A 25,907-nucleotide genomic window follows, 5' to 3' on the forward strand; every position below is an offset into this window, starting at 1 on the left:
CCCCCCGGGAGAGACCCATGGACATCATCAGCCGGGCGGAATGGGACGCCCGGGCCCCCCGATCCCGCACCGAAGTCAGCTGGTCCCAGCGGACCGAGTTCGTCGTCCACTACTCCGAAGGCCCCACCGACCAGTCGGTGCGCAGCATCCAGGACTTCCACATGGACGGCCGGGGCTGGGCCGACATCGGCTACAACTTCCTCGTCGACGTCGGCGGCCGGATCTACGCGGGCCGCGGCTGGCTGGTCGTCGGCGCGCACGCCCCGGACCACAACACCTCCGGCATCGGCGTGTGCATGATCGGCCGGGACGGCGACGCCACCGCCGCCGCGAAACGGTCCATCCGCCGGCTGTACGACGAAGCGGGCCGGCGCGGGGGCCGCGACCTGAAGAAGCTCGGCCACCGTGACGTGTACGCGACGAGCTGCCCCGGTGACGAGCTGTACGCCTGGGTACGGGCCGGGATGCCCGCAGACTTAGATGACGTGCCCGACTACGTCTCCGTCTCGATGGACGCCGAGCAGGCCCTCCCGCCGAACACGTGGGTGACGATCGACTGGGGCCGCGAGCACTCCGACCGCGACCATCACCACCGGGACGCCGGCGGACCGTCCTTCGTCGAGGGCCCCGCCCGCTACGCCTTCACGGCCAACGTCCAGGTGGACGGCCTGGCCCCCGGAACCGGGCTGCGCGCCCGCGCGATCGAGCACGCCGACTCTGGCGGCGACGTCGCGGGCGGCCCCGTCGCCGAGTACATCGCGGGCAAGGGCTCGACCCTCGTCCACTACAGCCTCCCGGCGGACACCGTCGGCGACGGGTACCGGGTCCGTTTCCAGGTCATCCACCACGGCACCGAGACCGCCCGCATCACCTCGGGCATCGCCAAGGCCCTCGCCTGGCCCACCTGACCCCCGTCCTGGCCGCTTCGCCCGGGGCCGGAAGCCGTACGACCGGGTTCGCTTGACTTCAAGTGGACTTTAAGCGGCAGGGTCTGGGGCATGGACAAGACTCGGACGACAGGCCGAACCGACGACGAATCCGACGCCCTCATCGCCCTGCTCGACATCGCGGACAACATCCCCGGGGCGCGCGAACTTCGTGCCCGTTCGTACGAGTTGCTCGGCATCGCGCCGGATGCGGCGGTGGTCGACGTCGGATGCGGATCCGGCCGGGCGGCCGTCGAGATGGCCGAGCGGGGCGCACGGGCGGTCGGCATCGACCCCGACGAGCGGATGATCGCGGTGGCGGCCGAGCGCTGGCCCACCGCGGACTTCCGCGTGGCGGACGCCTACGATCTGCCCTTCGCCGACGGCGAACTGCACGGCTACCGGGCGGACAAGGTGTACCACGTCCTGGACGACCCTTCCCGCGCGATCGGCGAGGCACGGCGCGTGCTCGCCCCCGGCGGGCGCATCGCGTTGATCGGGCAGGACTGGGACACCTTCGTCATCGACGCCGACGACGCCGCGCTCACCCGCACCATCGTGCACGCTCGCGCCGACCGGGTCCCCACCCCCCGGGTCGTCCGCCGCAGCCGCAACCTCCTCCTCGATGCGGGCTTCGCCGACGTCACCGTCGAGGCCCACACCTGGATCTTCACCGATGCGGCGATGGTTCCCGCGCTGGCCGGCCTCGCCGAAGGGGCGCGCTCGGCCGGAGCGATCAGCGACGCGCAGGCCGAAGCCTGGGTCGCCGAGCAGCGTGAACGGGGACGGCGCGGGCGGATGTACCTCGCCCTCCCGCTGTTCGTGACCGCGGCCACGCGCCGATGACCGCCCGGCGCGCAGGGAAGACGGACGGATGTCAGCGGGGTGGTCAGTCCCAGCGGGTGGAGCGTTGGCGCTTGATGTTGGCGCGGCGCTTCTTGTTCTCCAGGCGGCGTTCGTTGATGCCGCGGGGGACCTTCTTGGGAATGCGCTTCTTCGGGGGCGGGGCCGTGGCCTCGGCGAGGATCGTGGCCAGGCGGGTGCGTGCGGCGTCGCGGTTGCGGAGCTGGGAGCGGTACTCCTCGGCGCGGACGGTGAGGACGCCGCGGACGAGGCGGCCGGCCAGGCGTTCCAGCGCTCGGGACTTCAGGGTGTCGGGGAGGGACGGGGAGTTCGCGACGTCGAAGGAGAGCTCGGCGGCGGTGGCGCTGGTGTTGACGTGCTGCCCGCCCGGCCCCGAGGAACGGGAGAAACGCCAGCTCAGCTCGGACTCCGGGATGGAGACCGAGCCGCGGACATGGATCTGGTCGGGCATGTCCCCATTGTCGCAGGGGAGGGTGATCTTGTCGTACGAGTAACCCCCGATGGCGGCAAACTGCAAGCACTTACTTACAATGAACGCCATGGCTGAAGGAGTGTTCCAGGACGGCGACCTCATCCGTGTCATCACGCAGGAGGGCGTGCTCATCGCGGCGGGTGGGGCCGCGTCGCTGCTGCAGACCGCGCATCCCAAGGTGGCGCAGGGCGTCTACGACCACAGTTACACGGCGGACGATCCGGTGCGGCGGCTGCGGAACACGATGGGGTGGCTCTACACGGTGCAGTTCGGGACGCGGGAGGAGGCCGAGACCCTCAGCGCACTGGTCACCAAGGGGCATGAGTCCATCACCGGACCCGACTACGAGGCCAATGACCCGGAACTGCAGGTGTGGGTCGCCTCCACGCTGTTCGCGGTGGCCGCGCAGTTCTACCAGATGCTCTTCCGGCGGACGTTCGACGAGTCGGAGCTTGAGGAGTTCTACCAGCAGAGCAAGACCTACGCGACGATCCTCGGCTGCCCGGAGGAACGGATGCCGGGGAACTACCGGCGGTTCCGCGAGTACTACGCGGACATGCTCCAGAACCTGAAGATCAGTGATGCGTCGCGGGCGGTGGCGGACCAGGTGCTGGACGGGGGGAAGCTGCCGGGCGGCCCGTTGAACGCGCCCGGGATGATGGCGATCCGGCTGCTCACGGCGGGGCTGATGCCGGCGCCGATCCGCGAGCAGTACGGGTGGAAGTGGGACGCCGCACGGGAGCGGCGGTTCCGGCTCCTGGTCGACGTGCTGTCGGTCGTGTACCCGCGGCTGCCGCTGCGAGTCCGGACGCTGCCGCGGTCCGTCTACCTGCGCTCGACGCGGAAGATGCTGGCGAAGGTGAAGCAGCGGCCCGCGATCTCGGTCAGATCCACCTGATCAAAGCGGCCATGGGGCGTGTGGCCGTTGAGTGGCCGCGTGGCCCACAGGGAAGCCACGCGGCCGCTCTCCCTTGCTCGGTCCCTCCTCACCCGGCCCGGCTGGGAGGGACCTCTGGCCCGGTTCCGCCGCCCGTCCGCCCGCTCCCCCCAGAGCCTGGCCGGACGGCGCCCGGGTCAGATCGGGGCGCCGGCGATGATCTCGTCGGCGGTCTTTCGTTCACTCACGATCGAGAATGCGTCCCGGGGCTGCAATCCACCTGGATCCAACCTGAAAGTTGCCTGAACGCGACCTTCGGTCTTCATTCGTGGTCGGTTCTCGCCCGTGGTCGGCAAGCCCGTGGTCAGTCTTCGTCCAAGGCCAGGACGACCCTGAAGGTGGCTCCCTCGTCCGGTGTGGAGTCCACCTCCACCAGGCCCTCATGGGCCGCCACCAGTGCCGCGACGATGGCGAGGCCGAGGCCCGCGCCGCCGCCCTCCCGCGACCGGGCCTCGTCCGCGCGGTAGAAACGCTCGAAGACCCGTTCCGACTGCTCCGGCGAGAGACCGGGGCCCCGGTCGGCGACCTCGACGATCGCCGCGGGGGCGTCGCGCAGCGTCCCCGGCTTGAGGCGCACCTCCACCTGCGCGCCCTCGGGGGTGTGCACGATCGCGTTCGTCAGCAGGTTCCCGAGCACCTGGCGCAGCCGCGGCTCGTCCCCCCGGACCTGGTACGCCAATCCTCCCTCGACCGAAAGGTCGATCGTGCGCTCGGGTGCGAGAACTCTGGCCTCCTGGACAGAGTCGGCGGCGACGGCGAGCAGGTCCACCGGACGCCGCTCGATCGGACGCTGCCGGTCCAGCCGGGCGAGCAGCAGCAGGTCCTCCACGAGCAGGCCCATCCGGGACGCGGTCTCCTCGATGCGGCCGATCAGCCGGTCGAGTTCCTCGGGGCTGCGGGCGGCGCCCTGCCGGTAGAACTCGGCGAATCCGCGGATCGCGGTCAGCGGAGTGCGCAGCTCGTGGCTGGCGTCCGCGATGAACCGCCGCATCCGCTCCTCGGAGCGCAGCGCCGTCCGCTCCGACTGCCGCGCCGCCGCCTCCGACTCGGCGCGGGCCCGGAACGCCGTCTCGATCTGCGCGAGCATCGCGTTCAGCGAGCGGCCGAGCCGTCCCATCTCGGTGCGCGGATCGGCCTGCGGGACGCGGCGGGACAGGTCGCCCGCGGCGATGGCGCCCGCGGTCTCCTCGACCGCGGCGAGCGGACGCAGGCTCGCCCGGACGACCCACACACCGAGCCCGACCAGGCCGGCCAGCACCACCAGGCCCACGATCGCGTCGATCGCCACCAGCCGGCGGACGGTCCGGTCGACCTCGTCCAGGCTGAATGCCAGCACGAGGATCGCGCCGTCGCTGTCCGGGATCGGCTCGGCCAGGATCCGCCACGACGAGGTCGAACCGCCCGTCCCGGACACGGTGAACGGCCGGTCGATCCACCCGGACAGGTCCTCCGGGAGACGCGGATGGCCGGGATCGCTCCACGCCGGGTTCTGCCCGACCGTACGGCCGTCATTGACGCGGATCTGCCCGTAGATCTCGCTCGGGAGGCGGACGGTGAACCGGGTCTGCCCGCGTTCCAGATGGGGGACGACCTGGTCGATCGTCCGGCCCACGGAGCCGCGGAGCTGATCGTCGGCCCGCCCCACCAGGTACTGCCGCAGCACCGACGCGCCCGCCGCGCCCATCACCGTCATCCCGAGGGTGGCGAGGACGAGCATCCCGGCGACCAGCTTGACGCGCAGCGACGTCCGCCCCCACAGGTGGGCCAGGCCGCGCCGCGTCCACCCGGCCGCGTTCCCGCCGGGGGCGTTCGGCGGCCCGGGGTGCGCCGCGGATGCAAGGGCGCCGGTGGCGGACGCCGGAACCCGGGCGGTCATCAGCCCGGTCTCGCCGGCTCACGCAGGACGTACCCCACACCGCGCAGCGTGTGGATGAGGCGCGGCTCGGCGTTGTCGACCTTGCGGCGCAGCGCCGACACGTACGACTCGACGATCCCCGCGTCGCCCCGGAAGTCGTAGTTCCACACGTGGTCGAGGATCTGCGCCTTCGACACGACGCGTCCCGCGTTGGCCATGAAGTAGCGCAGCAGCTTGAACTCGGTCGGCGAGAGCTGGATCGCGCGTCCGCCGCGCCACACCTCGTGGCTGTCCTCGTCGAGTTCGACGTCGGCGAACACCATGCGCGGCGTCGGCTCGGCCACTCCGCCGCGGAACCGCCGCAGGACCGCCCGGATGCGGGCGATGACCTCCTCCAGGCTGAACGGTTTGGTGACGTAGTCGTCGCCTCCGATCGTCAACCCCTTGATCCGGTCCTGCACGGCGTCCCGTGCGGTCAGGAACAGCACGGGGGTGTGGTCGCCGCCGGACCGCAGCCGCCGCGCCACGTCGAACCCGTCGATGTCGGGGAGCATGACGTCCAGCACGATCAGGTCCGGGCGGTGCCGCCGCGCCGACTGGACGGCGTCGGCCCCGTTGGTCGCTGTGACCACGTCGAATCCGGTGAAGCGCAGGCTGCCGGCGAGCAGCTCCAGGATGTTCGGCTCGTCCTCGACGACGAGCAGCGTCGCCTCCGCCGCCTTGCCGCCGCCGTTCGCCGTCCGATCAACCGTTCGATCAGCCAATGGCACAGTCTCCCTCCACAATCACCGCAGAGGTTCCCATCTCAACCTGAATGTCCCCTGAATGCGCGCAGAGGATCGGGTGAGTGCGTTTTCGTCATCGTGCCTGGTGGGGAGACCGGGTGCCCGCGCCTACCGGCCGAGGTCCCGGATGGCGCGCATGGCCTCGCGGCGCGCGTCGCCGGACAGGACGTCGATGTAGACGCCGCCGTCCAGATGGCCGCACTCGTGCTGGAGGCAGCGTGCGAAGTAGCCGGTGCCCTCGACGCGTACGGGTTCGCCTTTGACGTCCACGCCCTCGACGACGGCGTGCGCGTGGCGGGGCGTCTCGAAACGCAGGCCGGGGACGGACAGGCAGCCCTCCGGCTCGACCAGCATCTCCCCGTCGGCCGCCACGAGCGTCGGGTTGACGACGTGCCCGATGTGCCGCCGTCCCTTGTCGTCGCCGACGTCGTACACGAAGACCCGCAGGCCGACTCCCACCTGGTTGGCGGCCACCCCGGCGCCGTCCTCCTCGTACATGGTGACGAACATGTCGTCGACGAGGCGTTCCAGGGAGGCGTCGAACGTCCGGACGGGGTCGCATCCGGTGCGCAGGACCGGGTCTCCGAGGAGCCGGATCGGGCGGGCGGTTCCGCGGCGCGTGTGGGTCCTCTTGCTCACCCCGAGATCCTATAAAGGACGAGGCGGTGTGCCCGGCCGGGTGAGGGCAGGGCACACCGCGGAGCCCGCCTGACGCTTCCGGAGCCGGGTGGGGTTACAGCTCGATGGGGCCGCGCGGAGGCTGCGGCGGGACGGCCGGACCACCGGACTGCCCGGGACCGCCGGGCTGTGCGGGGCCGGGCTGTGCGGGGCCGGACTGCGCGGGACCGGACTGCGCGGGACCGGACTGCGCGGGGCCGTCCGGTTCCTCGGCCGGGCGTGCGGGCTTGGGCTGCTGCGGGGCCGGCGGCGCGGGAGCGTCGGCGGCCGGAGCCGCCGGCCCGGGCTTCTTCATGGACGGGGCGCCCTGGGGCGCGCCGGGAGCCGTGGCCGGCTTGGGCGCGGCCGGAATCGGCTTCGTCCCGGGCCCGGACTGCGGCCCGGACGGCGAGGAGGGCTGGGCCGCCTGGGTGGGCCCGGCCTGGGGCGGGGCGGGTTGCTGCTTGCGGGGCGCGCTCTGCCGGACGGCGTCCTCGACCATCTTCTCCAGTGGGCCCGCCTCGTTCTCGGCGGTCAGCAGCCGGTGCAGCGTCTCGCTGATCTCGGTGAGGCGCTGCAGGGCCTGGGTGTGGTTCTTGGTGAGCGAGGTCAGCCGCTGCGTCGCGCCCTCGTTGATCACGCTGGCGCGGCGCTCGGACGCGGTGAGGGTGCGCTCGGCCTCCAGCCGCGCGCTGCTCACCGTCTGCTCGGCCTCCTGCTTGGCGGCCGACAGGACGCTCTCGGACTCCTGCTTGGCGGAGGCGAGCACGTTCTCGGCCTTCTCCTGCGCCTGGGCGAGGTTCTTGTCGGCGTGCGAGCGGGCGTCGTCGATGATCCGCTTGGACTCGTGCTCGGCGTCCTCGCGGATCTCGGCGCCCTTGGCCTCGGCCTGGGCGACCTTGTCCTGGGCCTCGTCCTCAGCGAGGTTGATGATCTGCCGGAGCCGGTCGGACAGGTCGTCGCCGGTGGGCTTGCGCGCCTCCCGGACCTCGGCCATCTCGCGGCGGAGGCGCTCGCCGTCGTCCTGGGCACGGGCGAGCCGCGCCTCCAGTTCGCGGTGCTTCTGCTGGGCGCGGGCGATGTAATCGTCGACCTGGCGGCGGTTGTAGCCGCGCATGACGATCTCGAAGGACTCTTCTTGGAGGAGATTCGGCAGGATTTCGGCTTCGTTGCTCATGATGCCTTGGGGGGTCGTTGGCGGGGGTCATCACCCCGTCAGGGTCGGTTGCGATAACATCCTCACCCGCCGTTGAGCGGGCCCACATGTGGAAACGTCAGGACGACTCTTGTCCGGTCCACCCCATTCGCGCAACCGGAACGCGCTTCTCGCTGCCGTTTCTTCATCCGGGTAGGCCCGACAAGCTACCTAATCTGCACAAACTTCGCGCTGTGGGGCCCGTGTGGAGGTTCGTGTCGGGGTTCGTGTCGGGGTTCGTGCCGGTGGGCGCCCGTCCCGGGGGTGCCGTTCGGGACGGGACGGGACGCGTCCTAGCATCGGCCGCATGAGCTACCTGGGATCATTGGGTGAGGACCGGCCGAAGATCGACCCTGAGGCGTGGGTCGCGCCGGGCGCGGTCGTCGTCGGGCGGGTGACGCTGGGCCGCGCGTCCAGCGTCTGGTACGGCTCGGTGCTCCGCGGCGACGACGAGGAGATCGTCGTCGGCGACGAGTGCAACATCCAGGACCTCAGTTGCATGCACTCCGACCCGGGTATGCCCGCCGTCCTGGAGGACCGGGTCAGCCTCGGTCACAAGGCGATGGTGCACGGCGCGCATGTCGAAACCGGCTCGCTCATCGGGATCGGCGCGATCGTGCTGAACGGCGCCCGGATCGGGTCCGGGACGCTGATCGCGGCGGGCGCGCTGGTGCCGCCCGGCAAGAAGATCCCTTCCGGCGTCCTCGTCGCCGGGACTCCGGGCAAGATCGTCCGGGAGTTGACCGACGATGACCGGCTCGTCCTGGCGCACACCCCCGAGGTGTACGTGACCAAGGCCCGGCGGCACCGCACCGCCGAGTGGCACTGACGGTCCGGTCGCCGTCGAGCCGAATTGATGTCTCGCTGACCTGTGGTTATGTGGCTAATGGGCCGGTGAGGGGCATCCCAACCGGCTTCTCCTGACTACGATGACCAGCGTGGTGTGGGGACCGGGCTATGGCAGTGCTCCGCCGCCCAGCCCCCAGATGGGGCAGGATCCGTTCGCGGAGGCAGAGCGGGACACGAGGGCGATGGTGGCCGCCGCATGGTGGCCGTCGACGCCTCCTCAGCAGCGCCATCACGCGATCGGCGGGCGCATGCTCGTCCTGCCCGACGGCACATGGTGGCTGTTCGGAGCGTGGGCGCGCTGGTACCGGCTGCACCCGTCCGACGGCCAGTGGTACCTGTGCCCGCCGCCCCGCACGCCCGCCGTCCGGATGGCGGCGAGGCCAGCGCAGCAGGCGCCGGGGCAGGTGCCCAACCTGCCGCCGCACGTCATCCCGGCCGGTCCCGACTTCTCCTACGACCCGCCGACGGGCCTGCCGTTCGTCGGGCACGGGTTCGCGACGGACGTGACCTCGCGGGTCCGGTCGACGGTCGAGTCCGCCGCGGCCCTGCCCGCCCCCGAGTACCCGCACTGGTGGCCGGAGTTCTCCAGCGGCACGCCGTCCACCGTGGTCGTCGCGTGGGGTGTGATGCTGTGGTGTGCGTCCGCGCCCGCGTTCGACGCGCGCCTGGACGCGCAGATGCTCGACCTCTGGAAGCCGTACCGCGCCAAGCCCCTCCCGGACGTGGACGGCCCGCGCTGGCTCACCCCGCCCGCCCTGGAGACGCTGGCCGGGCTCTACGCGGAACGCCTGCGGGCGAGCCGTGTGGACGCGGCGGTCGTCATCCTCCGGACGATGTGGGCCGTCGCCAGCGCACTGCGCGAAGACGTCCGGTACCAGAGCCGGGCGGACGCCCTGCTCGCCATCCTCAGCACCACGCTCGCCAACCCGACCGTCGACTACGGGGCACTGCCCTACGGGGACCAGGCGATCGTCCAGCAGTGGCTCACCCGCTGCCCGGCGAACCTGGTCCCGGCGCTGAGGAACGAGAGTTCGCCGGGGGACAACTTCCGTCACGCCTTCTACACGCTCAGCGAGCTGATAGCCGACCTCGCCGGCGACCCCGCCGACCCCGCCTACGTTGAGCCGCGCCTGGTGGCCGCCGCGCTGCTCGCCGCCGACCTGGACGTCGTCCGCAAGGACATGGTGGGGACCATCGTCCCCTGGCTCGACCCGGAGATCCGCTACACGGTGCAGGCGGTGTCGGAACAGAAGGGCCACCCTCTGCGCCGGCTGTGGCCGCAGGACATGCGCCTCCCGGAGCCGTTGCGGTCCGCGACCGGGTCCGGGCCGGGCGCGGAGTCACTGCTGGCCGCGATGTACGAGGTCGACCTCGCCTGGTGCCGGCTCGGCGGGATGCCCGCGCGTCCCCGCGGCTTTCCCGTCCCCACCGCGCTCATCGCCGGGATCATCGGCCGCAACCGGGCCCGCGCGACGGCCGCGGTGGCGGCCCCGACCCCGCCGCCCAACCCGGCGCCCTCGCAGCCGTCCCCGTTCGGCATGCAGAGCCAGCCCGGTCTTGCCCCGGGCACGCCTCCGCAGCCGCAGGGCAAGCCGTCCGAGCCCGACCGCCCGTTCGTGCAGCCGCCCGCCCAGCAGGGGTGGGAGAACCCGTCCGGTCCGGCCGGTCCCGCGCCCGGCCAGATGCCTGCACAGGGTCCCGGCCAGGGGCAGCAGGCCGCGTTCGCCGCTCCCGAGCCGCCGGCGGGGGGCTCGCCGCCCGCCGAGGAGGAGCGCGAGAGCAGGGAGGGCCGGGACGACGGGAACGTCGCGCCTCCCTACACCGAACTCGGGTTCCAGCGTCCGGGCGCGGCGCCGCCTGCCCCGATGCAGAGCCCCGCGCCGATGCAGAGCCTTGCCCCCATGCAGAGCCCCGCGCCGAACCAGGGCGCCTCTCAGCCGCCCCAGGCTCCCGGCCAGGGCCAGATGCCCTACGCGGCGCAGGAACAGGCCACGCCGCCGCCCGCCGCGCCGGAGCGGCAACCTGCCCCGGCTCCACAGCTCGGAGGGTTCTCCCCTCCGGAGGAGGGGCGGCAGGACGACGACTTCGTGCCGCCGTACACGCATCTCGGGTATCAGCCGGCGGGCGCCGCTCCTCCGCAGCAGGGGCCGGCGCCTGGCGCCGTCCCGCAAGGACCGCCGAATCCCGTCCGGCCTCCAGAGCCGCAGCAGGCACAACCGCAGGCACAGCCGGCACCGCAGCAGGCGCAGCAGCATCAGCAGCCCGCGGCGCCCGCCGCGTTCGACCCGTACGCCACGCGGGTGGAGGACCAGGCCGGAGCGCCGCAGGGCGCGCCCGGCGCGCCAACGCAGCAGCCCCCGCCGCAGCCACCGGGCCGGCAGGGGCCGCCCGGCACGCGCGTCCTGGGGCCCGGTGACCTCGACGACGATCCGGCGCCACCGCCGCCGCCCGTCCCGGCAGGCGGGCCGGGCACGAAGGTCATGTCCAAGACGATGGTCGGCGATTTCGACTTCCTGGACGACACGCCTTCGCCGGAACAGCCCGTCCACGAGATCCCGCCTCCGCAGGACCGCAGTGAGCGCCGTGTCCTGGAGCGGTTCGGCTTCGGCTTCGTGTACGGGGATCACGACGCGAGCCCGTTCCTGGCGGACCTGCGTACGCAGGCCGAGGAGTGGAACGCGCCCGCGGGCCAGGACGTCGAGCGGACCAGGGTGGACGGCGCGCCGAGCTCGATCAAGTCGGGGCTGCCGGGCGTGCTGCTGGTCGGCGGTCCGCACTCGGGGCAGCGCCGGCTCGCCCGGATGATCGCGCTGACGCTGGCGAACGCCGGCCTCGGCGACGGGTCGATCCGCGCGCACGACGCCGAGGACGTGCGGGACGCGCCCGCGGAGCGGATCGGGCAGATCCTCTCCCAGCCGGGCCCGGTCATCCTGTTCGAGCGGCTGGACGCGGCGATCGACGGCGCGCCCGACCCGGCGGCGGTCGTCGGCGCGGTCCGCCGGGCCCGCCGCGACCCGGTGAACACGACGCCCGTGATCGCCACCTGTGAACCGCACACGTACAAGCGCCTCCTGCAGGAGCATCCGAAGCTCGTCCAGGCGTTCCGCGTGCACCGGCTGCCCGACTTCAGCGACCTCGACAACCGCCTGACGCTGCTGCACCTGCTGGCCGACGAGCGGCGCGTCACCATCGGCGCGTCGGCGCTGGAGGTCGTCCGGGAGGACCTGAACCGGCTCCGCGGGCCGGGCGACCTGGTCAACGCGCGCCTGGTCGAGGCCTACCTGGACCAGGCGGCCCAGCGGAACATGGAGCGGGCCGGCGCGTCGCACGACCGGCTCGTCCTGACCCCGGACGATCTCGCGGGCGTCGCGGAGGGCATCGAGCCGGCGCTGCGCCCGCCCGGCGACATCGACGGCTACCTGCGGCAGCTCGACCAGCTCACCGGGCTGGACGACGTCAAGGCGGCCGTGCACGAGCTCGCCGCCGAGGCGGGGCTCGCGGCCGACCGGGCGCGGTACGGGGTGGGCGGCGGCGACCCCCGCCACCTGATCTTCGTGGGACCGCCCGGCACCGGCAAGACGACCGTGGCGGGCCTGGTCGGCGGCATCTACGCGGCGCTCGGGCTGCTGCACTCCGGGCACGTGGTCGCCTGCCGTCCCGTCCACCTCGCGGGACGTGACCGGCTCGACACCGAGCGCCGCGTCGCGGGCATGGTCGAGCAGGCGCTCGGCGGGGTGCTGCTCGTCCAGGAGGCGTACCGGCTCGACCGCAGCCCCGCCGTGGTGGACGAGCTGCTCCGCCAGATGAACCAGAACGGCACCCGGTTCATGGTGGTGTGCTCCAGCCCGGTGGCCGAGATGGAGGGCTTCCTCGCGGGCAACCCCGCGTTCCGCGCCGAGCTCGGCCGCGTCATGGAGTTCACCGGGATGGGCGACCGCGACATGGTCCGGCTCTTCCAGGGCTACGCCGAGCGCGACCTGTACATGCTGGACGAGGAACTGCGCGTCGAGCTGCTGAGCCGGTTCGAGCGGCTGCGCGACGACCCGCAGTTCGCCTACGCCCGGACCGTCCGGGCCCTGTTCGAGCAGACGGTGGCGCGGCAGGCGGCCCGGCTCGCGGGCGCCGACGTCAACGCCGCGACCGTGGCCCGGCTGACGGCCCGCGACCTGCCCGAGACGCCGCTGGAGCAGATGCTCGGCGACTTCCGTCCCGGCCGCTGAACCGCCGCTGAGCATCGCCGCCGGATGCCCGGCGAACCTGACACGGCCCGGACACGGGCATCAGACGGGCCTCATCCGGGAAGGGTGACTGCGGGGGTCGGGGGCCCGGATTGACAGGGTCGGAGTGACCCTCGAATGGCCCGCTTGGGTCATGTGCCCGCCGGGGCCGGCCGCGTAGCCTCGACTTGGGTGTGGGGAACGAACGGAGGTGGACGCGGTGCGCCAGAACCTTGATTTGCGCGTCCACGACCGCGTTGCGCTGGACGAGATCGAACTCTATGCCGAGATGCTCAGTGCGGTGGCGGCGGCGGAAGAGCCGCTCACCATCGCGGAAATCGACATGGTGCTCGGAGTACGGTCCGACGAAGCCGGTCGTCGCGAGCTGACGCCGCAAGACTAGGCGGTCCCGGGGGCGATCCCCCGGCCCGGCCGAGCCGAAGCCCGCAGTTCGCACCGGGGGCGCCGATCAAGGCGCCCCCGGTTCGTCTTCGTGCAGGCCGCTCGTGCCTGCCGTGGCGGCTCGCCACGCCGGTCGCTGTAACGAATCTCACCCTGTGTGCCGCCCCGTTCTCCAGGTGACGGCCGCGTCCGGCCCGCGGGCTCGGGAGGCCCGGCCATACGGCGATGCGCAGAAGGTATGTACCTGGTGGTGTAGGGCACCCATGTAGGTGAGAGGATGGCGGACACCAGCCGAAGCTGGGGCAAAGGTTCTTTTTACGGCTGGTTGCGCCTACGATCCTCTGCGGACTGTTCCGGCACTTCAGGAGAACGACGTGCGCTTGCGTCTCACGCCGCGTGAGGACAGCTTCTACGACATGTTCGCCGACTCGGCGAACAACCTGGTCACCGGTGCCAGGCTGCTCGTGGAGCTCATCAGCGACGGCTCGGACCGTGCAGCGATCGCGGAGAAGATGCGTGCCTGCGAACATGCGGGCGACGAATGTACTCACGCGATCATGCGACGGCTCAACGAAACCTTCATCACGCCCTTCGACCGCGAGGACATCTACCGGCTGGCCTCGACGATCGATGACGTGATGGACGAGATGGAAGAGGCGGCGGACCTCGTTGTCCTCTACAAGATCGACGAGTTCCCCAAGGGCATCGTCGCCATGGTGGAGGTGCTGGAGCGGGCAGCGGAGCTGACCGCCGAGGCGATGCCGCGGCTGCGTTCGATGAAGGAGCTCAACGAGTACTGGATCGAGATCAACAGGCTGGAGAACCAGGGTGACCAGGTCTACCGCAAGCTGCTGGCGCAGCTGTTCAGCGGTGACTACGACACCCTCACGGTCCTGAAGCTGAAGCAGGTCATCGACCGGCTGGAGGACGCGGCGGACGCGTTCGAGCACGTGGCCAACACGGTCGAGACGATCTCGGTCAAGGAATCATGATCGCGAAGGACGAACCGCCAGAATCCAGCCGCCCCGCCGATTTCGCCGTAGGCGGACCCGTCGGGGCGGTGCTGGCCAAGGACGAGCCTCCGGGGGCGGACCCGACCCTCGCCGAGCAGGTCCGACGCGGCCCGGTGCGGTTCTGGCCCTTCCTGCTGCTGGGCCTCCTCGCGGTGGTGATCTCCGGGGCGCTGGGCCTGCGCCAGGACGCGCAGACCGCGGTCCTCATCCTGGTCGTGGTCATCGCGCTGGTCTTCGACTACACCAACGGCTTCCACGACGCCGCCAACGCCATCGCGACGTCGGTGTCCACCCGGGCGCTGACACCGCGGGCGGCGCTGCTGATGGCGGCCGTGATGAACCTGATCGGCGCGCTGCTCGGGGTCGAGGTCGCCAAGACCGTCAGCGAGGTCATCACCCCGCCGTCCGGGCTGCACGGCCTCACCGTCGTCGCCGCCGGCGTGCTGGGCGCGATCACCTGGAACATGATCACCTGGTACTTCGGGCTGCCGTCGTCCTCCTCGCACGCGCTGATCGGCGGCGTCGTCGGGGCCGGGATCGCGTCGGCGTCGACCGTCAGCTGGGACACCGTCGTCGAGAAGGTCGCCATCCCGATGGTGATCTCCCCGGTCGCCGGTTTCGGGCTGGCCTACCTGGTGATGGTCGCCATCCTGTGGATCTTCCGCCGCGCCAATCCGGGCCGGATCGCCCGCCGGTTCCGGATCGCGCAGTCGCTGTCGGCCGCGTCGATGGCGCTGGGCCACGGCCTCCAGGACGCGCAGAAGACGATGGGCATCATCGTCCTGGCCCTGGTCACGACCGGCCACTCCGACGGCAAGGGCGTCCCCCTGTGGGTCATCATCGCCTGTGCGGGCGCGCTGTCCCTCGGCACCTACGCCGGCGGCTGGCGGATCATGCGGACGCTGGGCCGCAAGGTGATCGAACTGGACCCGCCGAAGGGTTTCGCCGCCGAATCGACGGCCTCGATGATCCTCTATGCGACCGCATACATCTGGCACGCTCCAATCTCCACCACCCACACGATCACGTCCTGCATCATGGGCGTCGGCGCGACCAAGCGGCTCTCCGCGGTGCGCTGGGGTGTGGCGGGCAACATCATCACCGCCTGGATCCTCACCATGCCGATGGCCGCCGCGGTGGCCGCCATCGTCTACTTCGTGGTCCACCTCTTCGGAGCGTGACTCACCGGGCCGAGCCCCCACATTGAACTGCGGCGCGTCGCCCTTGCGAATTCGCGCATGGGGCGACACGCCGCAGTTCAACGGACCGGGTTATCGGCCGGTGATCCTGTCCAGGGGCGGGGGAGAGATCGTGCCCTGGGCCTTGAAGTAGGCGACGAAGGTGTCCAGGTCGATCGAGCCGAGGACCTGGCCGGTGCCCTCGGTGAAGACGGTGAAGCCGTCACCGCCGCCCAGGAGGAAGTTGTTCGCCGCGACCTTGTAGGCGGTGCCCGGGTCGATGGGCGTCCCGTCGATGGTGATGGCGGAGACGCGGTCGCCGACGGGCCTGGACCGGTCGATGGCGAAGTGCAGGTTGGCGGACGGCTGGAGGATCTTCTCGCCGGCGTCCGTCCACTGCTGTTCGAGGAGCGCGTCGATCTGCGCGCCCGTCAGGGACACGACGCCCATCACGTTGCTGAACGGCTGGACGGCGAACGCCTCGCCGTAGGTGACGACGCCGTCGCCTTCCGAGCCGCTCGCCGCGTAGGCGAGGTCGGTGCGGACGCCGCCCGGGTTCATCAGCGCGACCTGCGCGCCGAGATCCCTGGTCCCGGCGAGCTGCGCGTCGGCGATGACGTCGCCGAGCGCGGTCTCGCCCGAGGGGGACGGCGTGCGGGTGAGGTCGGCGGTGATGCCGCCGATGGGCTTGTCGGCGATCTCGGAGACGCGGTCCTTCCAGGTCTGGACGAACCGCTCCGTCTTCCGGTCCGGCGGCACGTCGCGGGTCACGACGTGGTTGTCGCCGCGGAGGGACGAGCGGACGATGTCGCCGGTGCGGCGGTTCACCCTGAGGTTCACCTCGGTGATCACGCGGCCGTAGGAGGAGCCGGACGAGAACAGGCGCGGGTCGCCCGCCGGGTCCTCGATCGAGCAGATGTACTGCTCGTGGGTGTGCCCGGACAGCACGACGTCGATCTCCGGGTCGGCCTCCGAGGCGATGCGGGACCCGGCGCCGGGGACGACGCCGCACGCGTCCGGCCGCTGACCGGAGTTCACCTCGTCGCCCTCGTGGACGAGGAGGACGATCGCGCGGACGTGGCGGCGCTTCAGCTCGCGGGCGGCCCGGTTCGCGGCCTCGACCTCGTCCTGGAACTCCAGGCCCTTGATGCCCTCCGCGGTCACGATGCTCGGGGTGGTCTTGGTGACGACGCCGATGAAGCCGACCCGGACGCCGTTGACGCGGCGGATCGTCCACGGCTTCAGGGCCGGCCGGTTCCCGTGCCGGTGCTCACCGGCCTCGCGCTTCTTCAGCACGTTCGCGGCGAGGTAGTCGAACTCCGCGCCCCGCCACTCGCCTTCGGGGGAGCAGCCGTCGACCGGGTGGCAGCCGCCGTTCTGGATGCGCAGCAGCTCCTCGTAGCCCTCGTCGAACTCGTGGTTGCCGACGGCGGAGGCCGTGACGCCGATGTCGCCGAGGAACTGCACGGTGGGCTCGTCGTGGTAGGCGGCGGACAGCAGCGGCGAGGCCCCGATCAGGTCGCCCTGCGCGACGGTGAGGGTGTCGCGGTTCCGCAGATTCTTCAGGTGGGCGGCGACGTAGGCGGCGCCGCCGGCGGGCACGGTCTCGCCGTTCTCGTTGACGGCCCTCCCGGAACTGCCGGACGGCGGCTCGAGGTTGCCGTGGAAGTCGTTGAGGGACAGCAGCCGAACCGACGCTGTTGCCGGGGGGCCTGGGGGGTCGTCCCCCCAGAAGTGGGAGGACGCGGTCGGTGCGGGCCCTGCGGCGGCGGGTTGCGCGGTCAGGCCGATGACCGTCAGCCCCGCCGCTGCGCACGCCAGGATGGTGCGTCGTCGAGTCATGCTGCGGACGGTAAGTGCGCCCGGCATACGGTTCCCGGCGGCGCGGTGACGTTTCTGTGACGAATCGATCAGGGATTCCGGCGATCACCAGGGCCGTCCGCACCTTCCGGGCCCGTCCGCAACCGTTGGGCGTTGCCGCATAGGGTGATGGCCGTGAGTGAGCTGCGGGCGCGCGGGACGCTGGGGGACGGTGAGATCGCCGAGGTGCTGGCGCTGGCCGAGGCGGCGGCGGACGCCGACGGGGTCGGGCCGCTGTCCGAGCACTCGGTGCTCGCGCTTCGCGGCGGCCGCGCCGGGATGGCGATCCGCGATGGCGGCGCCGGCCGGGGGGAAGACGGCGGAGACAGCGGCGGTGTCGGCGGTGTCGGCGGCGGAGCGCGCGGTGGGATCGTCGCGTATGCGCATCTTGATCCGGCGGCCGACGGGGAACCGGCGGCGGGGGAACTGGTCGTCCATCCCGAACACCGGCGCCGGGGGCACGGGCGCGCGCTGCTGCGTGCGCTGCGCGACGAGGCCGGAGGGCCGCTCCGCGTGTGGGCGCACGGCGATCTTCCCGCGGCCGCCGCGCTGGCGGCCGGCGAGGGCATGGCGCGTGTCCGCGCGCTGTTCCAGATGCGGCGCCCCGCGTCCGGTCCGCTGCCGGAGGCGCGGGTCGCTCCGGGCGTCACCCTGCGCACCTTCGAGCCCGGACGGGACGAGCGGCCGTGGCTGGAGGTGAACGCCCGCGCGTTCGCCGACCATCCCGAGCAGGGAGCCTGGACGATCGAGGACGTCCGCGACCGGGAGGCCGAGGACTGGTTCGACCCGGCCGGCTTCTTCCTCGCCGAGCGGGACGGCCGGCCGGTCGGCTTCCACTGGACCAAGATCCATCCAGGCGTCCCCGGTGAGGTTCTGGGTGAGGTCTACGTGGTGGGTGTCGACCCGGACGCGCAGGGCCTCGGCCTCGGCCGCACGCTGACGCTGACGGGCCTGCATCACCTGCGCGACGCCGGCGTCGACCAGATCATGCTCTATGTGGACGAGTCGAACGTCGCCGCCGTCCGCCTGTACGAGTCCCTCGGGTTCACCCGGTACGCCGTGGACGTCATGTACGCGACGTCCTAGCCCGCGGCCTCCGCCCTGACCCGGCCTCCGCACCGCCGGGCGTTCACCCGGGCACCCGGGGATTCTCACAGCGCATGACCCGGTCTCGACCGGGTCTTTTGCGTTGTGAGCTGCGCTGTTAACCCGGCGTCCATGGCAAATCGGGGCATTCTTCGCAGCGCCGGTCATCCTCGTTCATCTGCCGTTCACCTGGATCAGGGTGGCTGGTCATCTCGCCTGCTTAGCGTCGCATCCGACGGTGACCCCGGCACCTGGGCAACGAACCAGGACCGGATCCGGGGACCCGGCCAACGAAACTAAGAGGAGACCCTCCGGTGAAGAACGGTTCCCGACTTGCCGCCCTGGGCGGCGTGGTCGTCGCGGGGGCACTGGCCCTCACCGCCTGCGGGAGCGACGCCAACACGACGGCGAGCACGGGGAGCGCGCCGTCCGCGAAGATCGACTGCGCGAAGGCCAGCGTCAACGCGGCCGGCTCCAGTGCGCAGAAGAACGCCATGGAGGAGTGGACGAAGGTCTACGCCTCCGAGTGCGCGGGTGCGAACCTCAACTACAACCCGTCCGGCTCGGGTGCGGGCATCCAGGCCTTCACGAGCGGGCAGGTGGCGTTCGCCGGCTCGGACTCGGCGCTCGACGAGGAGGAGGCCGCCGCGGCGCAGAAGCGCTGCGAGGGCGGCAAGGCGGTGAACCTGCCGATGGTCGTCGGCCCGGTCGCCGTGGTCTACAACGTCCCGGGTGTGGACGGGCTGAAGCTGTCGCCCGAGACGATCGCGAAGATCTTCTCCGGCAAGGTCAAGACGTGGAACGACCCGGCGATCGCCAAGGAGAACGAGGGCGCGACGCTCCCGTCCTCGCCGATCAAGCCGGTCTACCGTTCGGACGAGTCGGGCACCACCGACAACTTCACGAACTACCTGAACACCACCGCGCCGGACGTCTGGACGTGGGAGGCCGCCAAGAAGTGGCCGAACTCCACCGGGCAGGGCGCGCCCAAGTCCGACGGCGTCACCAGCCAGGTGAAGAGCACCGAGGGCGCCATCTCCTACGTCGAGATGTCGTACGCGACGAACAACAAGCTGCAGACCGCGCACGTGAAGAACGGCGCCGGGGAGTTCACCGAGCTGTCGCCGGAGAGCGCGTCCAAGGCCGTCGCCGGGGCGAAGGTCGTGGGCACCGGCAACGACGTCGCACTCGAGATCGACTACACCACCAAGGAGGCGGGCGCCTACCCGATCGTCCTGGTCACGTACGAGATCGCGTGTGAGAAGGGGCTGCCGGCCGAGCAGGCCGCGTTCGTCAAGTCCTTCCTGACCTACACCTCCAGCGCGGACGGTCAGAAGATCCTCACCCAGCACGGCTACGCGCCGATCCCGCAGAGTGTGCTGACCAAGGTCCAGGCGTCCGTGAAGGCCCTGTCCTGACAGCGGACGACGCCAGCCGCAGCCCCGTCGCCGACGACCCCCCAACCGGGGGTCCCGGCGGCGGGGCCGGCCTGGGTTCGGCCGACGTGATCGAAGGAGGCACCCCCATGACCAGCGAGACCGGCGTCGAGGCGCGGGCCGACGCCCGGCACCGCGCCACCGGCACCGCGATGGGCACCGGACGCGCCGGTGACCGGATCTTCGCCGGCGCGGCCCGCGGCTCGGGCATCACCGTGCTGGCGCTCGTCGCCGCCATCGCCGCGTTCCTCGTCTGGAAGGCGATCCCCGCCCTGCGGGAGAACGAGGCGAGCTTCCTCACCACCGAGGAATGGAACCCGAATGCGGACCCGCCGGAGTTCGGCATCGCGCAGCTGGCGTTCGGGACGGCGATCTCCTCGCTGCTGGCGATGCTCATCGCGACGCCCATCGCGATCGGCATCGCGCTGTTCATCTCGTTCTACTCGCCGCGGCGGCTCGCGTCCGGGCTCGGCTACGTCGTCGACCTGCTCGCCGCCGTCCCCAGCATCGTGTACGGGCTCTGGGGCCTGGTGTTCCTGTCGCAGCACATGGACGACGTCAGCCGGTTCCTCAACGCGGTGCTCGGCTGGATCCCGCTGCTGGCCGGCAGCCCCGGCAAGAACTCGATCTTCACCGCGTCGATCGTGCTGGCCATCATGATCCTGCCGATCATCTCGTCCATCTCCCGGGAGGTGTTCCTGCAGGTTCCGCGGCCCAACGTGGAGGCCGCGCTGGCGCTCGGCGCCACCCGCTGGGAGATGATCCGGATGTCGGTGCTGCCGTACGGGCGGTCCGGCATGATCGGCGCCTCGATGCTCGGGCTCGGCCGCGCGATGGGCGAGACGATCGCGGTCGCGATGGTCCTGACGTTCGTGCCCGGCATCAACTGGCAGATCCTGGAGAACGGCGGCTCCACGTTCGCCGCCAACATCGCCAACAGCTTCGCCGAGGCGTCGGTCACCGGCCGCGGCGCTCTCATCGCCTCCGGCCTCGTCCTCTTCGTGATCACCCTGGTCGTCAACATGGCGGCCCGCGCCGTCGTCGCCCGCCGGAAGGAGTTCGTGTGACCACCCTGACCACCGGCACCGGCAAGGCCAGCAGCCTGTCGTCGGTCTCACTCGGGCGGAAGATCAAGGACCGGTCCGTCCAGGGACTGGTCTATCTGGCGTTCGCGCTGGCGGTCATTCCGCTGGTGTCGGTGCTGTGGACGGTCCTCGTGAACGGCCTGAAGCGGCTCGACCTCACGTTCTTCCAGTTCTCGATGAACGCGGTCAGCGGCAGCGACCCGGGCGGCGGCGCCTACCACGCCATCATCGGCACCCTTCAGCAGGTGGCGATCACCAGCCTGATCGCCGTCCCGATCGCCATCCTGACCGGGATCTACCTGGTGGAGTACGCCGCGAACGGCCGGCTCGGCAAGATCATCAGCTTCACCGTGGACGTCATGATGGGCATCCCGTCCATCGTCGCCGGCCTGTTCGTCCTGGCGCTGTGGCTGCTGACGTTCGGGTTCGAGTTCTCCGGGTTCGCCGGGGCGCTGTCCCTGACGATCCTGATGATCCCGACCGTGGTGCGGGCCACCGAGGAGATGCTCAAGCTCGTCCCGAACGACCTGCGCGAGGCGTCCTTCGCGCTCGGGGTGCCCCGCTGGCGGACCGTCCTGTTCGTCGTCCTGCCCACCGCGATGACCGGGATCGTGACCGGCGTGATGCTGGCCGTCGCCCGCGTGATGGGGGAGACCGCGCCGCTGCTGCTCACGATCTTCTTCACCAAGGCGATCAACAACGACCCGTTCCACGGCCCGCAGGCGTCGCTGCCCACCTTCATCTGGGAGCAGGCCGCCGACCCCAACCAGAACTCGATCGACCGGGCCTGGACGGGCGCTCTCGTCCTGATCGGGATCATCATGCTGCTCAACCTGGTGGCCCGGCTCGTCGCCCGGCGCAGTTCGCCCACGCGCTCCTGACCCCACGTGCCCTGAACCACAGGCCTGAACCACAGAGAGGACCACCAACCCCATGGCCAAGCGGATCGAGGTCTCCGGGCTGCACGCCTACTACGGCGGCGTCCACGCCATCGAGGACATCTCGATGACGGTCGAGCCGCGCTCGGTGACGGCGTTCATCGGGCCGTCCGGCTGCGGCAAGTCCACGTTCCTGCGGACGCTCAACCGGATGCACGAGGTCATCCCGGGCGCCCGCGTCGAGGGCAAGGTCATGCTGGACGACGAGGACCTGTACGACTCGTCCGTCGACCCGGTAGCCGTGCGCCGCGTCGTCGGGATGGTCTTCCAGCGGCCCAACCCGTTCCCCACGATGTCCATCTACGACAACGTGGCCGCGGGCCTGAAGCTGAACGGCGTGCGCCGCAAGAGCCGGCTCGACGACATCGTCGAGGAGTCGCTGCAGGGCGCCAACCTGTGGAACGAGGTCAAGGACCGGCTGAGCAAGCCCGGTGCCGGCCTGTCCGGCGGCCAGCAGCAGCGGCTCTGCATCGCGCGCGCCATCGCCGTCCAGCCCCAGGTCCTCCTGATGGACGAGCCGTGCTCGGCGCTCGACCCCATCTCCACCCTCGCCATCGAGGACCTGATCGAGAAGCTGAAGGCGCAGTTCACGATCGTCATCGTCACGCACAACATGCAGCAGGCCGCCCGCGTGAGCGACCGCACCGCGTTCTTCACCATCGCCGGGACCGGCAAGCCGGGCAAGCTCATTGAGATCGACGAGACCAGCAAGATCTTCACGAACCCGGAGCAGAAGGCGACCGAGGACTACATCACCGGCCGCTTCGGCTGATCAGGCACGCGCCGGGGTCTTCTCTTCGGCGTCTCCGCCGGGGCGGTGGTCAGGGACGAAGCGGTAGCCGACGTTGCGGACCGTCCCGATGAGGGACTCGTACTCGGCGCCAAGCTTGGCGCGCAGGCGGCGGACGTGGACGTCGACGGTGCGGGTGCCGCCGAAGTAGTCGTAGCCCCAGACCTCCTGGAGCAGCTGGGCGCGGGTGAAGACCCGGCCGGGATGCTGGGCGAGGTACTTCAGCAGCTCGAACTCTTTGAAGGTGAGGTCGAGCACCCGTCCGCGGAGCCGGGCGGTGTAGGTGGCCTCGTCGATCGTGAGGTCGCCGCTGCGGATCTCGCCGGGGACCTCCTCGGCGCCGGCGACGGCGGCGCGTCCCACCGCGAGCCGCAGCCGGGCCTCGGCCTCGGCGGGCCCGGCGGTCTGGAGCAGCACGTCGTCCAGGCCCCATTCCGGGCTGAGGGCGGCGAGCCCGCCCTCGGTCACGATCGCGAGCAGCGGGCAGTCGAGCCCGGTGGTGCGCAGCAGGCGGCACAGGCTCTTGGCCTGCACGAGGTCGCGGCGCGCGTCGACCAGCACGATGTCGGCGGGTGGAGCGTCGATGAGGGCGGACGCCTCCGCCGGGGCGACGCGCACCGAGTGCAGCAGAAGCCCGAGTGCGGGCAGGATCTCGTCGGAGGGCTCCAGTGCGTTGGTCAGCAAGAGCAAGCTGCTCAAATGCCGCCTCCCGTCCACAAAGACGTAGGATCCAGGCGGCTCACCCCCAAGCCCGGCCATGGCCGACGACTCAAGGACGAGGTGGCCATGAAGGGTTTCGGATGAACTCCATGGCCTCGTCGCCCGGATCCCTCCCCCCGAGCATAACGGAACCGGTCCGGCGGACAATGGAGTGGCCAGGTCGGGACGGTCACGCGGCGGGAATGGGAGTCTGGGGACATGGCCAAGGGGACGATGCGGTACTGGGCCGCTGCGAAGGCGGCGGCGGGTATCCACGAGGAGCCGTACGACGCGGGCACGCTGGCCGAGGCGATCACCGCCGCGACCTTGCGGGACGGGCGCGGGAACGAGTTCGAGCTGGTCGTGGGCCGCAGCTCGTTCCTCATCGACGGGGATCCGGTGGGCACGCGTCCGCACGAGTCGGTGGAGCTGCCCGAGGGCGGCGTCGTAGAGGTTCTGCCGCCGTTCGCAGGTGGTTGATATCACAATGGAGTGATTTTCCGAACTTCGAGGTCATTCTCCGGTCTGACCCGTTGTGGTGCGTCCGCGCAATAAGGTGTGGCGATCGCACGTGTAGCCGGCGCGGTGTGGCGATCGCATGGCGCCGGGCGGAGGAGTGACATGCGGAAAGTGCTCGTGGTGCTGCTGGTCCTCATGGTCGTCGGCGTGGTCGCCGCCGACCGGATCGGTGTGCGGATCGCCCAGGACAGGATCGCGCAGGAGGTCGCCGCGCAGACCGACCTGACGCAGCCGCCGGAGGTCACCATCCACGGCATCCCGTTCCTCACCCAGGTGGTCGGCGGCGAGTACGGGCACATCGAGATGGCCATCGGCGACTGGACGGAACAGAACGTGACCGTCACCGACGTCAGGATCGACATGCGCGGGGTGAGCGCGCCGCTGTCGCAGGTCGCCGGAGGCAACACCGCGAACGTCACCGCGCGGACCGCGACCGTGTCCGCCGTCGTCCCCTACCCGCTGATCAAGAAGAACGCGCCCAAGGAGGTCAAGGGGATCGGGCCCAAGGGCGACAACCTGGCGGTGGACATGGAGGGCAGCATCCTCGGCTTCCCGGTGTCCGGCAACGGCGTCGTCGAGGTCAAGCCGACCGCGCGCGGCATCGCGGTCAGCCCGGTGTCGGTGGCGTCGGACGGCGGGCCGCAGATCCCGCTGGCGGTGCTGAAGCGGCAGCTCACCTGGGTCGTGCGGGTTCCCGCGCTGCCGCTCGGGGCCAAGATCAGCGAGATCCGGCCGACGGCGGAGGGGCTCCGGATCGGCGCCACCGCCGAGAACGTCAAGCTGAACGACATCCAGCAGGTGCAGCGGTGACGGAGTGCGGCGTTGACGGAGTGCAGCGGTGACGGGCCGGAAGCGACCGGCGCGGAACGCGCGGGACGGCCGCCCGCTCCTCACGATCCCCACCTGACCCGCCCTCACCCGGCCCGCCTCCCGCCCTCCCGGTCTCGATGCTCATGGAAGAACTCACGGCCCCGCGCGGTTGTCGTTACCGATGACTGGTGCACTCATTGCGGCGGCGGTGCTCGCCGCGGCCACGGTGTTCGGCCTGCTGCGGCGGCGCCGCGACGGTGTCCTGCGCGCACGCCGGGGAAGCGGGGACGACGTGGGCGACATTCTCCGGCCGGACGACCTGGGCGCCGACCTCGGTGAGAAGGCGACGCTGCTGCAGTTCTCCAGCGCCTTCTGCGCCCCCTGCCGCGCCACCCGCCGCGTCCTCGGCGAGGTCGCCGGCATGGTCGACGGCGTCGCGCACGTCGAACTCGATGCCGAGGCGCACCTGGACCTCGTCCGCCGCCTGAACGTGATCCGCACCCCGACCGTCCTCATCCTGGACGACGCCGGCCGCATCGTCCGCCGCGCCGCCGGCGCCCCGCGCAAGCCCGGCGTCATCGCGGCCCTGGGCGAGGCCGTGCGGTGAGCCGCACGCGGACGACCTGCGACAAGACGGATGTCACTGTCTCGGAAGGCGAGACGGATGTGACAGTACGTGGATCGGCGGATTACCATCGTGTCCGTGCGTGACATGACAGAGCAGATGCTCACGAAGCGCCGCGCGGTTGATTTCTGCCGCATGGCCGCTTCGCTCTGTCGTATGGCCTGAGGCATCGAGCCCACCCGCCCCCCGAGCACTTCCACTCCCAGCTCGTACGCACGCTTCCACTCCGCCAGGAGCACCCCGATGCAGGTCGACCCTCGTGGGCCACGCTTCAGCGCGACCGTCACGACAGTGATTCTCGTCGCGGTCCTGGTGACCGGAAGCTGGGCGTTGCTCGCCGCTCAGGCCGTCGTGTTCGCCATCGCGACCTTCCTCGGCCTCCGGTACGCCCCGTACGGGCTTGCGTTCAGAGTGCTGATCCGTCCCCGGCTCGCTCCGCCAAGGGAACTGGAGGACGCGGCCGGCCCCCGCTTCGCGCAGGGTGTCGGTCTCGCGTTCGCCCTGGTCGGAACGGTCGGCTACGTGACGGGGACCACCTGGCTCGGCATCGGTGCGACCGCCCTCGCGCTGGCGGCGGCGTTCCTGAACGCGGCGTTCGGGTTCTGCCTCGGGTGCGAGATGTATCTCATGATCCGACGAAGTCGGCCGGGGGGCGTGGGGGGTCGGCCCCCCTCGAGAAGTAGTGCTCCGACGTAATACCGCGAAGAAC

Annotated in this window: 25 protein-coding genes; 18 read left to right on the top strand and 7 right to left on the bottom strand. The window is 71.1% G+C overall.

Annotation, left to right across the window (positions count from 1 at the left end; translation table 11 throughout):
- Positions 1-17: 17 nt before the first annotated feature.
- Positions 18-908: an N-acetylmuramoyl-L-alanine amidase gene (locus tag ACGFIS_RS01505; RefSeq protein ID WP_392968980.1), complete on the top strand. Its 891-nt coding sequence runs from the start codon at positions 18-20 to the stop codon at positions 906-908.
- A 90-nt stretch (positions 909-998) separates the two neighbouring features.
- Positions 999-1,772, top strand: a complete 774-nt coding sequence (locus ACGFIS_RS01510) for a methyltransferase domain-containing protein (RefSeq protein ID WP_392907058.1) — start codon at positions 999-1,001, stop codon at positions 1,770-1,772.
- Between the two features lie 43 nt (positions 1,773-1,815).
- On the opposite strand, the gene arfB is transcribed toward ACGFIS_RS01510, so the two are convergent.
- Positions 1,816-2,241 (bottom strand): alternative ribosome rescue aminoacyl-tRNA hydrolase ArfB, encoded by a 426-nt coding sequence (gene arfB, locus ACGFIS_RS01515; RefSeq protein ID WP_392907057.1) that lies wholly within the window; start codon positions 2,239-2,241, stop codon positions 1,816-1,818.
- An 88-nt stretch (positions 2,242-2,329) separates the two neighbouring features.
- Between arfB and ACGFIS_RS01520 the strand changes: the two genes are divergently transcribed.
- Positions 2,330-3,160, top strand: coding sequence for an oxygenase MpaB family protein (locus tag ACGFIS_RS01520; RefSeq protein WP_392907056.1), 831 nt, complete (start codon positions 2,330-2,332; stop codon positions 3,158-3,160).
- 343 nt (positions 3,161-3,503) lie between these two features.
- Here ACGFIS_RS01520 and ACGFIS_RS01525 read toward each other — a convergent pair whose 3' ends face one another.
- The 4 genes from ACGFIS_RS01525 to ACGFIS_RS01540 all read right to left on the bottom strand — a co-directional run bounded on the left by ACGFIS_RS01525 (position 3,504) and on the right by ACGFIS_RS01540 (position 7,673).
- A complete protein-coding gene (locus tag ACGFIS_RS01525; protein WP_392968983.1) occupies positions 3,504-5,075 on the bottom strand; it encodes a sensor histidine kinase in 1,572 nt (523 codons plus the stop codon).
- Positions 5,075-5,818 carry a response regulator transcription factor gene (locus ACGFIS_RS01530; protein ID WP_392907053.1) on the bottom strand — a complete coding sequence of 248 codons (744 nt, stop codon included), beginning with the start codon at positions 5,816-5,818 and terminating at the stop codon, positions 5,075-5,077. The genes ACGFIS_RS01525 and ACGFIS_RS01530 overlap by 1 nt, the downstream gene beginning before the upstream one ends.
- A gap of 129 nt (positions 5,819-5,947) precedes the next feature.
- The gene (gene def, locus ACGFIS_RS01535) at positions 5,948-6,478 is read right to left on the bottom strand and encodes a peptide deformylase (protein WP_392968986.1); all 531 of its coding nucleotides are present in this window, start codon (positions 6,476-6,478) and stop codon (positions 5,948-5,950) included.
- Positions 6,479-6,572: 94 nt separating this feature from the next.
- Positions 6,573-7,673 carry a DivIVA domain-containing protein gene (locus ACGFIS_RS01540; protein WP_392968989.1) on the bottom strand — a complete coding sequence of 367 codons (1,101 nt, stop codon included), beginning with the start codon at positions 7,671-7,673 and terminating at the stop codon, positions 6,573-6,575.
- A gap of 325 nt (positions 7,674-7,998) precedes the next feature.
- Between ACGFIS_RS01540 and ACGFIS_RS01545 the strand changes: the two genes are divergently transcribed.
- The 5 genes from ACGFIS_RS01545 to ACGFIS_RS01565 all read left to right on the top strand — a co-directional run bounded on the left by ACGFIS_RS01545 (position 7,999) and on the right by ACGFIS_RS01565 (position 15,353).
- Positions 7,999-8,520, top strand: coding sequence for a gamma carbonic anhydrase family protein (locus ACGFIS_RS01545; RefSeq protein ID WP_392907050.1), 522 nt, complete (start codon positions 7,999-8,001; stop codon positions 8,518-8,520).
- A 100-nt stretch (positions 8,521-8,620) separates the two neighbouring features.
- On the top strand, positions 8,621-12,760 hold the full coding sequence (locus ACGFIS_RS01550) for an AAA family ATPase (protein WP_392907048.1): 4,140 nt from the start codon (positions 8,621-8,623) through the stop codon (positions 12,758-12,760).
- Between the two features lie 208 nt (positions 12,761-12,968).
- Positions 12,969-13,160 (top strand): hypothetical protein, encoded by a 192-nt coding sequence (locus ACGFIS_RS01555; protein ID WP_392968991.1) that lies wholly within the window; start codon positions 12,969-12,971, stop codon positions 13,158-13,160.
- Positions 13,161-13,533: 373 nt separating this feature from the next.
- Positions 13,534-14,151: a DUF47 domain-containing protein gene (locus ACGFIS_RS01560; RefSeq protein WP_392907046.1), complete on the top strand. Its 618-nt coding sequence runs from the start codon at positions 13,534-13,536 to the stop codon at positions 14,149-14,151.
- Positions 14,148-15,353 (top strand): anion permease, encoded by a 1,206-nt coding sequence (locus tag ACGFIS_RS01565; protein ID WP_392907045.1) that lies wholly within the window; start codon positions 14,148-14,150, stop codon positions 15,351-15,353. Before ACGFIS_RS01560 ends, ACGFIS_RS01565 begins: the two co-directional genes overlap by 4 nt.
- Before the next feature lie 90 nt (positions 15,354-15,443).
- Here the strand turns inward: ACGFIS_RS01565 and ACGFIS_RS01570 are convergent, their stop codons facing one another.
- On the bottom strand, positions 15,444-17,192 hold the full coding sequence (locus tag ACGFIS_RS01570; protein ID WP_392968994.1) for a bifunctional metallophosphatase/5'-nucleotidase: 1,749 nt from the start codon (positions 17,190-17,192) through the stop codon (positions 15,444-15,446).
- A 147-nt stretch (positions 17,193-17,339) separates the two neighbouring features.
- On the opposite strand from ACGFIS_RS01570, the gene mshD reads away from it, so the two are divergent.
- The 5 genes from mshD to pstB all read left to right on the top strand — a co-directional run bounded on the left by mshD (position 17,340) and on the right by pstB (position 22,527).
- Positions 17,340-18,296 carry a mycothiol synthase gene (mshD, locus tag ACGFIS_RS01575; protein WP_392968997.1) on the top strand — a complete coding sequence of 319 codons (957 nt, stop codon included), beginning with the start codon at positions 17,340-17,342 and terminating at the stop codon, positions 18,294-18,296.
- Positions 18,297-18,610: 314 nt separating this feature from the next.
- Positions 18,611-19,714 carry a phosphate ABC transporter substrate-binding protein PstS gene (pstS, locus tag ACGFIS_RS01580; protein ID WP_392907040.1) on the top strand — a complete coding sequence of 368 codons (1,104 nt, stop codon included), beginning with the start codon at positions 18,611-18,613 and terminating at the stop codon, positions 19,712-19,714.
- A 107-nt stretch (positions 19,715-19,821) separates the two neighbouring features.
- Entirely contained in the window at positions 19,822-20,799 is a 978-nt protein-coding gene (gene pstC / locus ACGFIS_RS01585) for a phosphate ABC transporter permease subunit PstC (protein WP_392907039.1), read from the top strand.
- Positions 20,796-21,698, top strand: a complete 903-nt coding sequence (gene pstA / locus ACGFIS_RS01590; RefSeq protein WP_392969000.1) for a phosphate ABC transporter permease PstA — start codon at positions 20,796-20,798, stop codon at positions 21,696-21,698. The genes pstC and pstA overlap by 4 nt, the downstream gene beginning before the upstream one ends.
- A 52-nt stretch (positions 21,699-21,750) precedes the next feature.
- Positions 21,751-22,527: a phosphate ABC transporter ATP-binding protein PstB gene (gene pstB, locus ACGFIS_RS01595; protein WP_392907038.1), complete on the top strand. Its 777-nt coding sequence runs from the start codon at positions 21,751-21,753 to the stop codon at positions 22,525-22,527.
- On the opposite strand, the gene ACGFIS_RS01600 is transcribed toward pstB, so the two are convergent.
- On the bottom strand, positions 22,528-23,244 hold the full coding sequence (locus ACGFIS_RS01600) for a winged-helix domain-containing protein (RefSeq protein ID WP_392907037.1): 717 nt from the start codon (positions 23,242-23,244) through the stop codon (positions 22,528-22,530).
- 219 nt (positions 23,245-23,463) lie between these two features.
- Here ACGFIS_RS01600 and ACGFIS_RS01605 point away from each other — a divergent pair, with 219 nt between their 5' ends.
- From ACGFIS_RS01605 to ACGFIS_RS01625, 5 genes are all read left to right on the top strand, one after another.
- Positions 23,464-23,724 carry a MoaD/ThiS family protein gene (locus tag ACGFIS_RS01605; protein WP_392907036.1) on the top strand — a complete coding sequence of 87 codons (261 nt, stop codon included), beginning with the start codon at positions 23,464-23,466 and terminating at the stop codon, positions 23,722-23,724.
- A gap of 141 nt (positions 23,725-23,865) precedes the next feature.
- Positions 23,866-24,573 (top strand): DUF2993 domain-containing protein, encoded by a 708-nt coding sequence (locus ACGFIS_RS01610; protein ID WP_392907034.1) that lies wholly within the window; start codon positions 23,866-23,868, stop codon positions 24,571-24,573.
- A 238-nt stretch (positions 24,574-24,811) separates the two neighbouring features.
- A complete protein-coding gene (locus tag ACGFIS_RS01615) occupies positions 24,812-25,180 on the top strand; it encodes a thioredoxin family protein (RefSeq protein ID WP_392969306.1) in 369 nt (122 codons plus the stop codon).
- A 117-nt stretch (positions 25,181-25,297) separates the two neighbouring features.
- Positions 25,298-25,363 (top strand): putative leader peptide, encoded by a 66-nt coding sequence (locus ACGFIS_RS01620; protein WP_358455703.1) that lies wholly within the window; start codon positions 25,298-25,300, stop codon positions 25,361-25,363.
- A 78-nt stretch (positions 25,364-25,441) separates the two neighbouring features.
- Positions 25,442-25,894 (top strand): DUF4395 domain-containing protein, encoded by a 453-nt coding sequence (locus tag ACGFIS_RS01625; protein WP_392907033.1) that lies wholly within the window; start codon positions 25,442-25,444, stop codon positions 25,892-25,894.
- The last annotated feature ends 13 nt before the right edge of the window (positions 25,895-25,907 follow it).

Source organism: Spirillospora sp. NPDC048824, assembly GCF_043198455.1.
Classification (GTDB): Bacteria; Actinomycetota; Actinomycetes; order Streptosporangiales; family Streptosporangiaceae; genus Spirillospora.

Excerpts from the sequence above, each read along its gene's own strand:
- ACGFIS_RS01505 (WP_392968980.1), top strand. The coding sequence starts at position 18 with ATGGACATCATCAGCCGGGCGGAATGGGACGCCCGGGCCCCCCGATCC.
- ACGFIS_RS01510 (WP_392907058.1), top strand. The coding sequence starts at position 999 with ATGGACAAGACTCGGACGACAGGCCGAACCGACGACGAATCCGACGCC.
- arfB (WP_392907057.1), bottom strand. The coding sequence starts at position 2,241 with ATGCCCGACCAGATCCATGTCCGCGGCTCGGTCTCCATCCCGGAGTCC.
- ACGFIS_RS01520 (WP_392907056.1), top strand. The coding sequence starts at position 2,330 with ATGGCTGAAGGAGTGTTCCAGGACGGCGACCTCATCCGTGTCATCACG.
- ACGFIS_RS01525 (WP_392968983.1), bottom strand. The coding sequence starts at position 5,075 with ATGACCGCCCGGGTTCCGGCGTCCGCCACCGGCGCCCTTGCATCCGCG.
- ACGFIS_RS01540 (WP_392968989.1), bottom strand. The coding sequence starts at position 7,673 with ATGAGCAACGAAGCCGAAATCCTGCCGAATCTCCTCCAAGAAGAGTCC.
- ACGFIS_RS01545 (WP_392907050.1), top strand. The coding sequence starts at position 7,999 with ATGAGCTACCTGGGATCATTGGGTGAGGACCGGCCGAAGATCGACCCT.
- ACGFIS_RS01550 (WP_392907048.1), top strand. The coding sequence starts at position 8,621 with ATGACCAGCGTGGTGTGGGGACCGGGCTATGGCAGTGCTCCGCCGCCC.
- ACGFIS_RS01565 (WP_392907045.1), top strand. The coding sequence starts at position 14,148 with ATGATCGCGAAGGACGAACCGCCAGAATCCAGCCGCCCCGCCGATTTC.
- ACGFIS_RS01570 (WP_392968994.1), bottom strand. The coding sequence starts at position 17,192 with ATGACTCGACGACGCACCATCCTGGCGTGCGCAGCGGCGGGGCTGACG.
- mshD (WP_392968997.1), top strand. The coding sequence starts at position 17,340 with ATGGCCGTGAGTGAGCTGCGGGCGCGCGGGACGCTGGGGGACGGTGAG.
- pstC (WP_392907039.1), top strand. The coding sequence starts at position 19,822 with ATGACCAGCGAGACCGGCGTCGAGGCGCGGGCCGACGCCCGGCACCGC.
- pstB (WP_392907038.1), top strand. The coding sequence starts at position 21,751 with ATGGCCAAGCGGATCGAGGTCTCCGGGCTGCACGCCTACTACGGCGGC.
- ACGFIS_RS01605 (WP_392907036.1), top strand. The coding sequence starts at position 23,464 with ATGGCCAAGGGGACGATGCGGTACTGGGCCGCTGCGAAGGCGGCGGCG.
- ACGFIS_RS01610 (WP_392907034.1), top strand. The coding sequence starts at position 23,866 with ATGCGGAAAGTGCTCGTGGTGCTGCTGGTCCTCATGGTCGTCGGCGTG.
- ACGFIS_RS01625 (WP_392907033.1), top strand. The coding sequence starts at position 25,442 with ATGCAGGTCGACCCTCGTGGGCCACGCTTCAGCGCGACCGTCACGACA.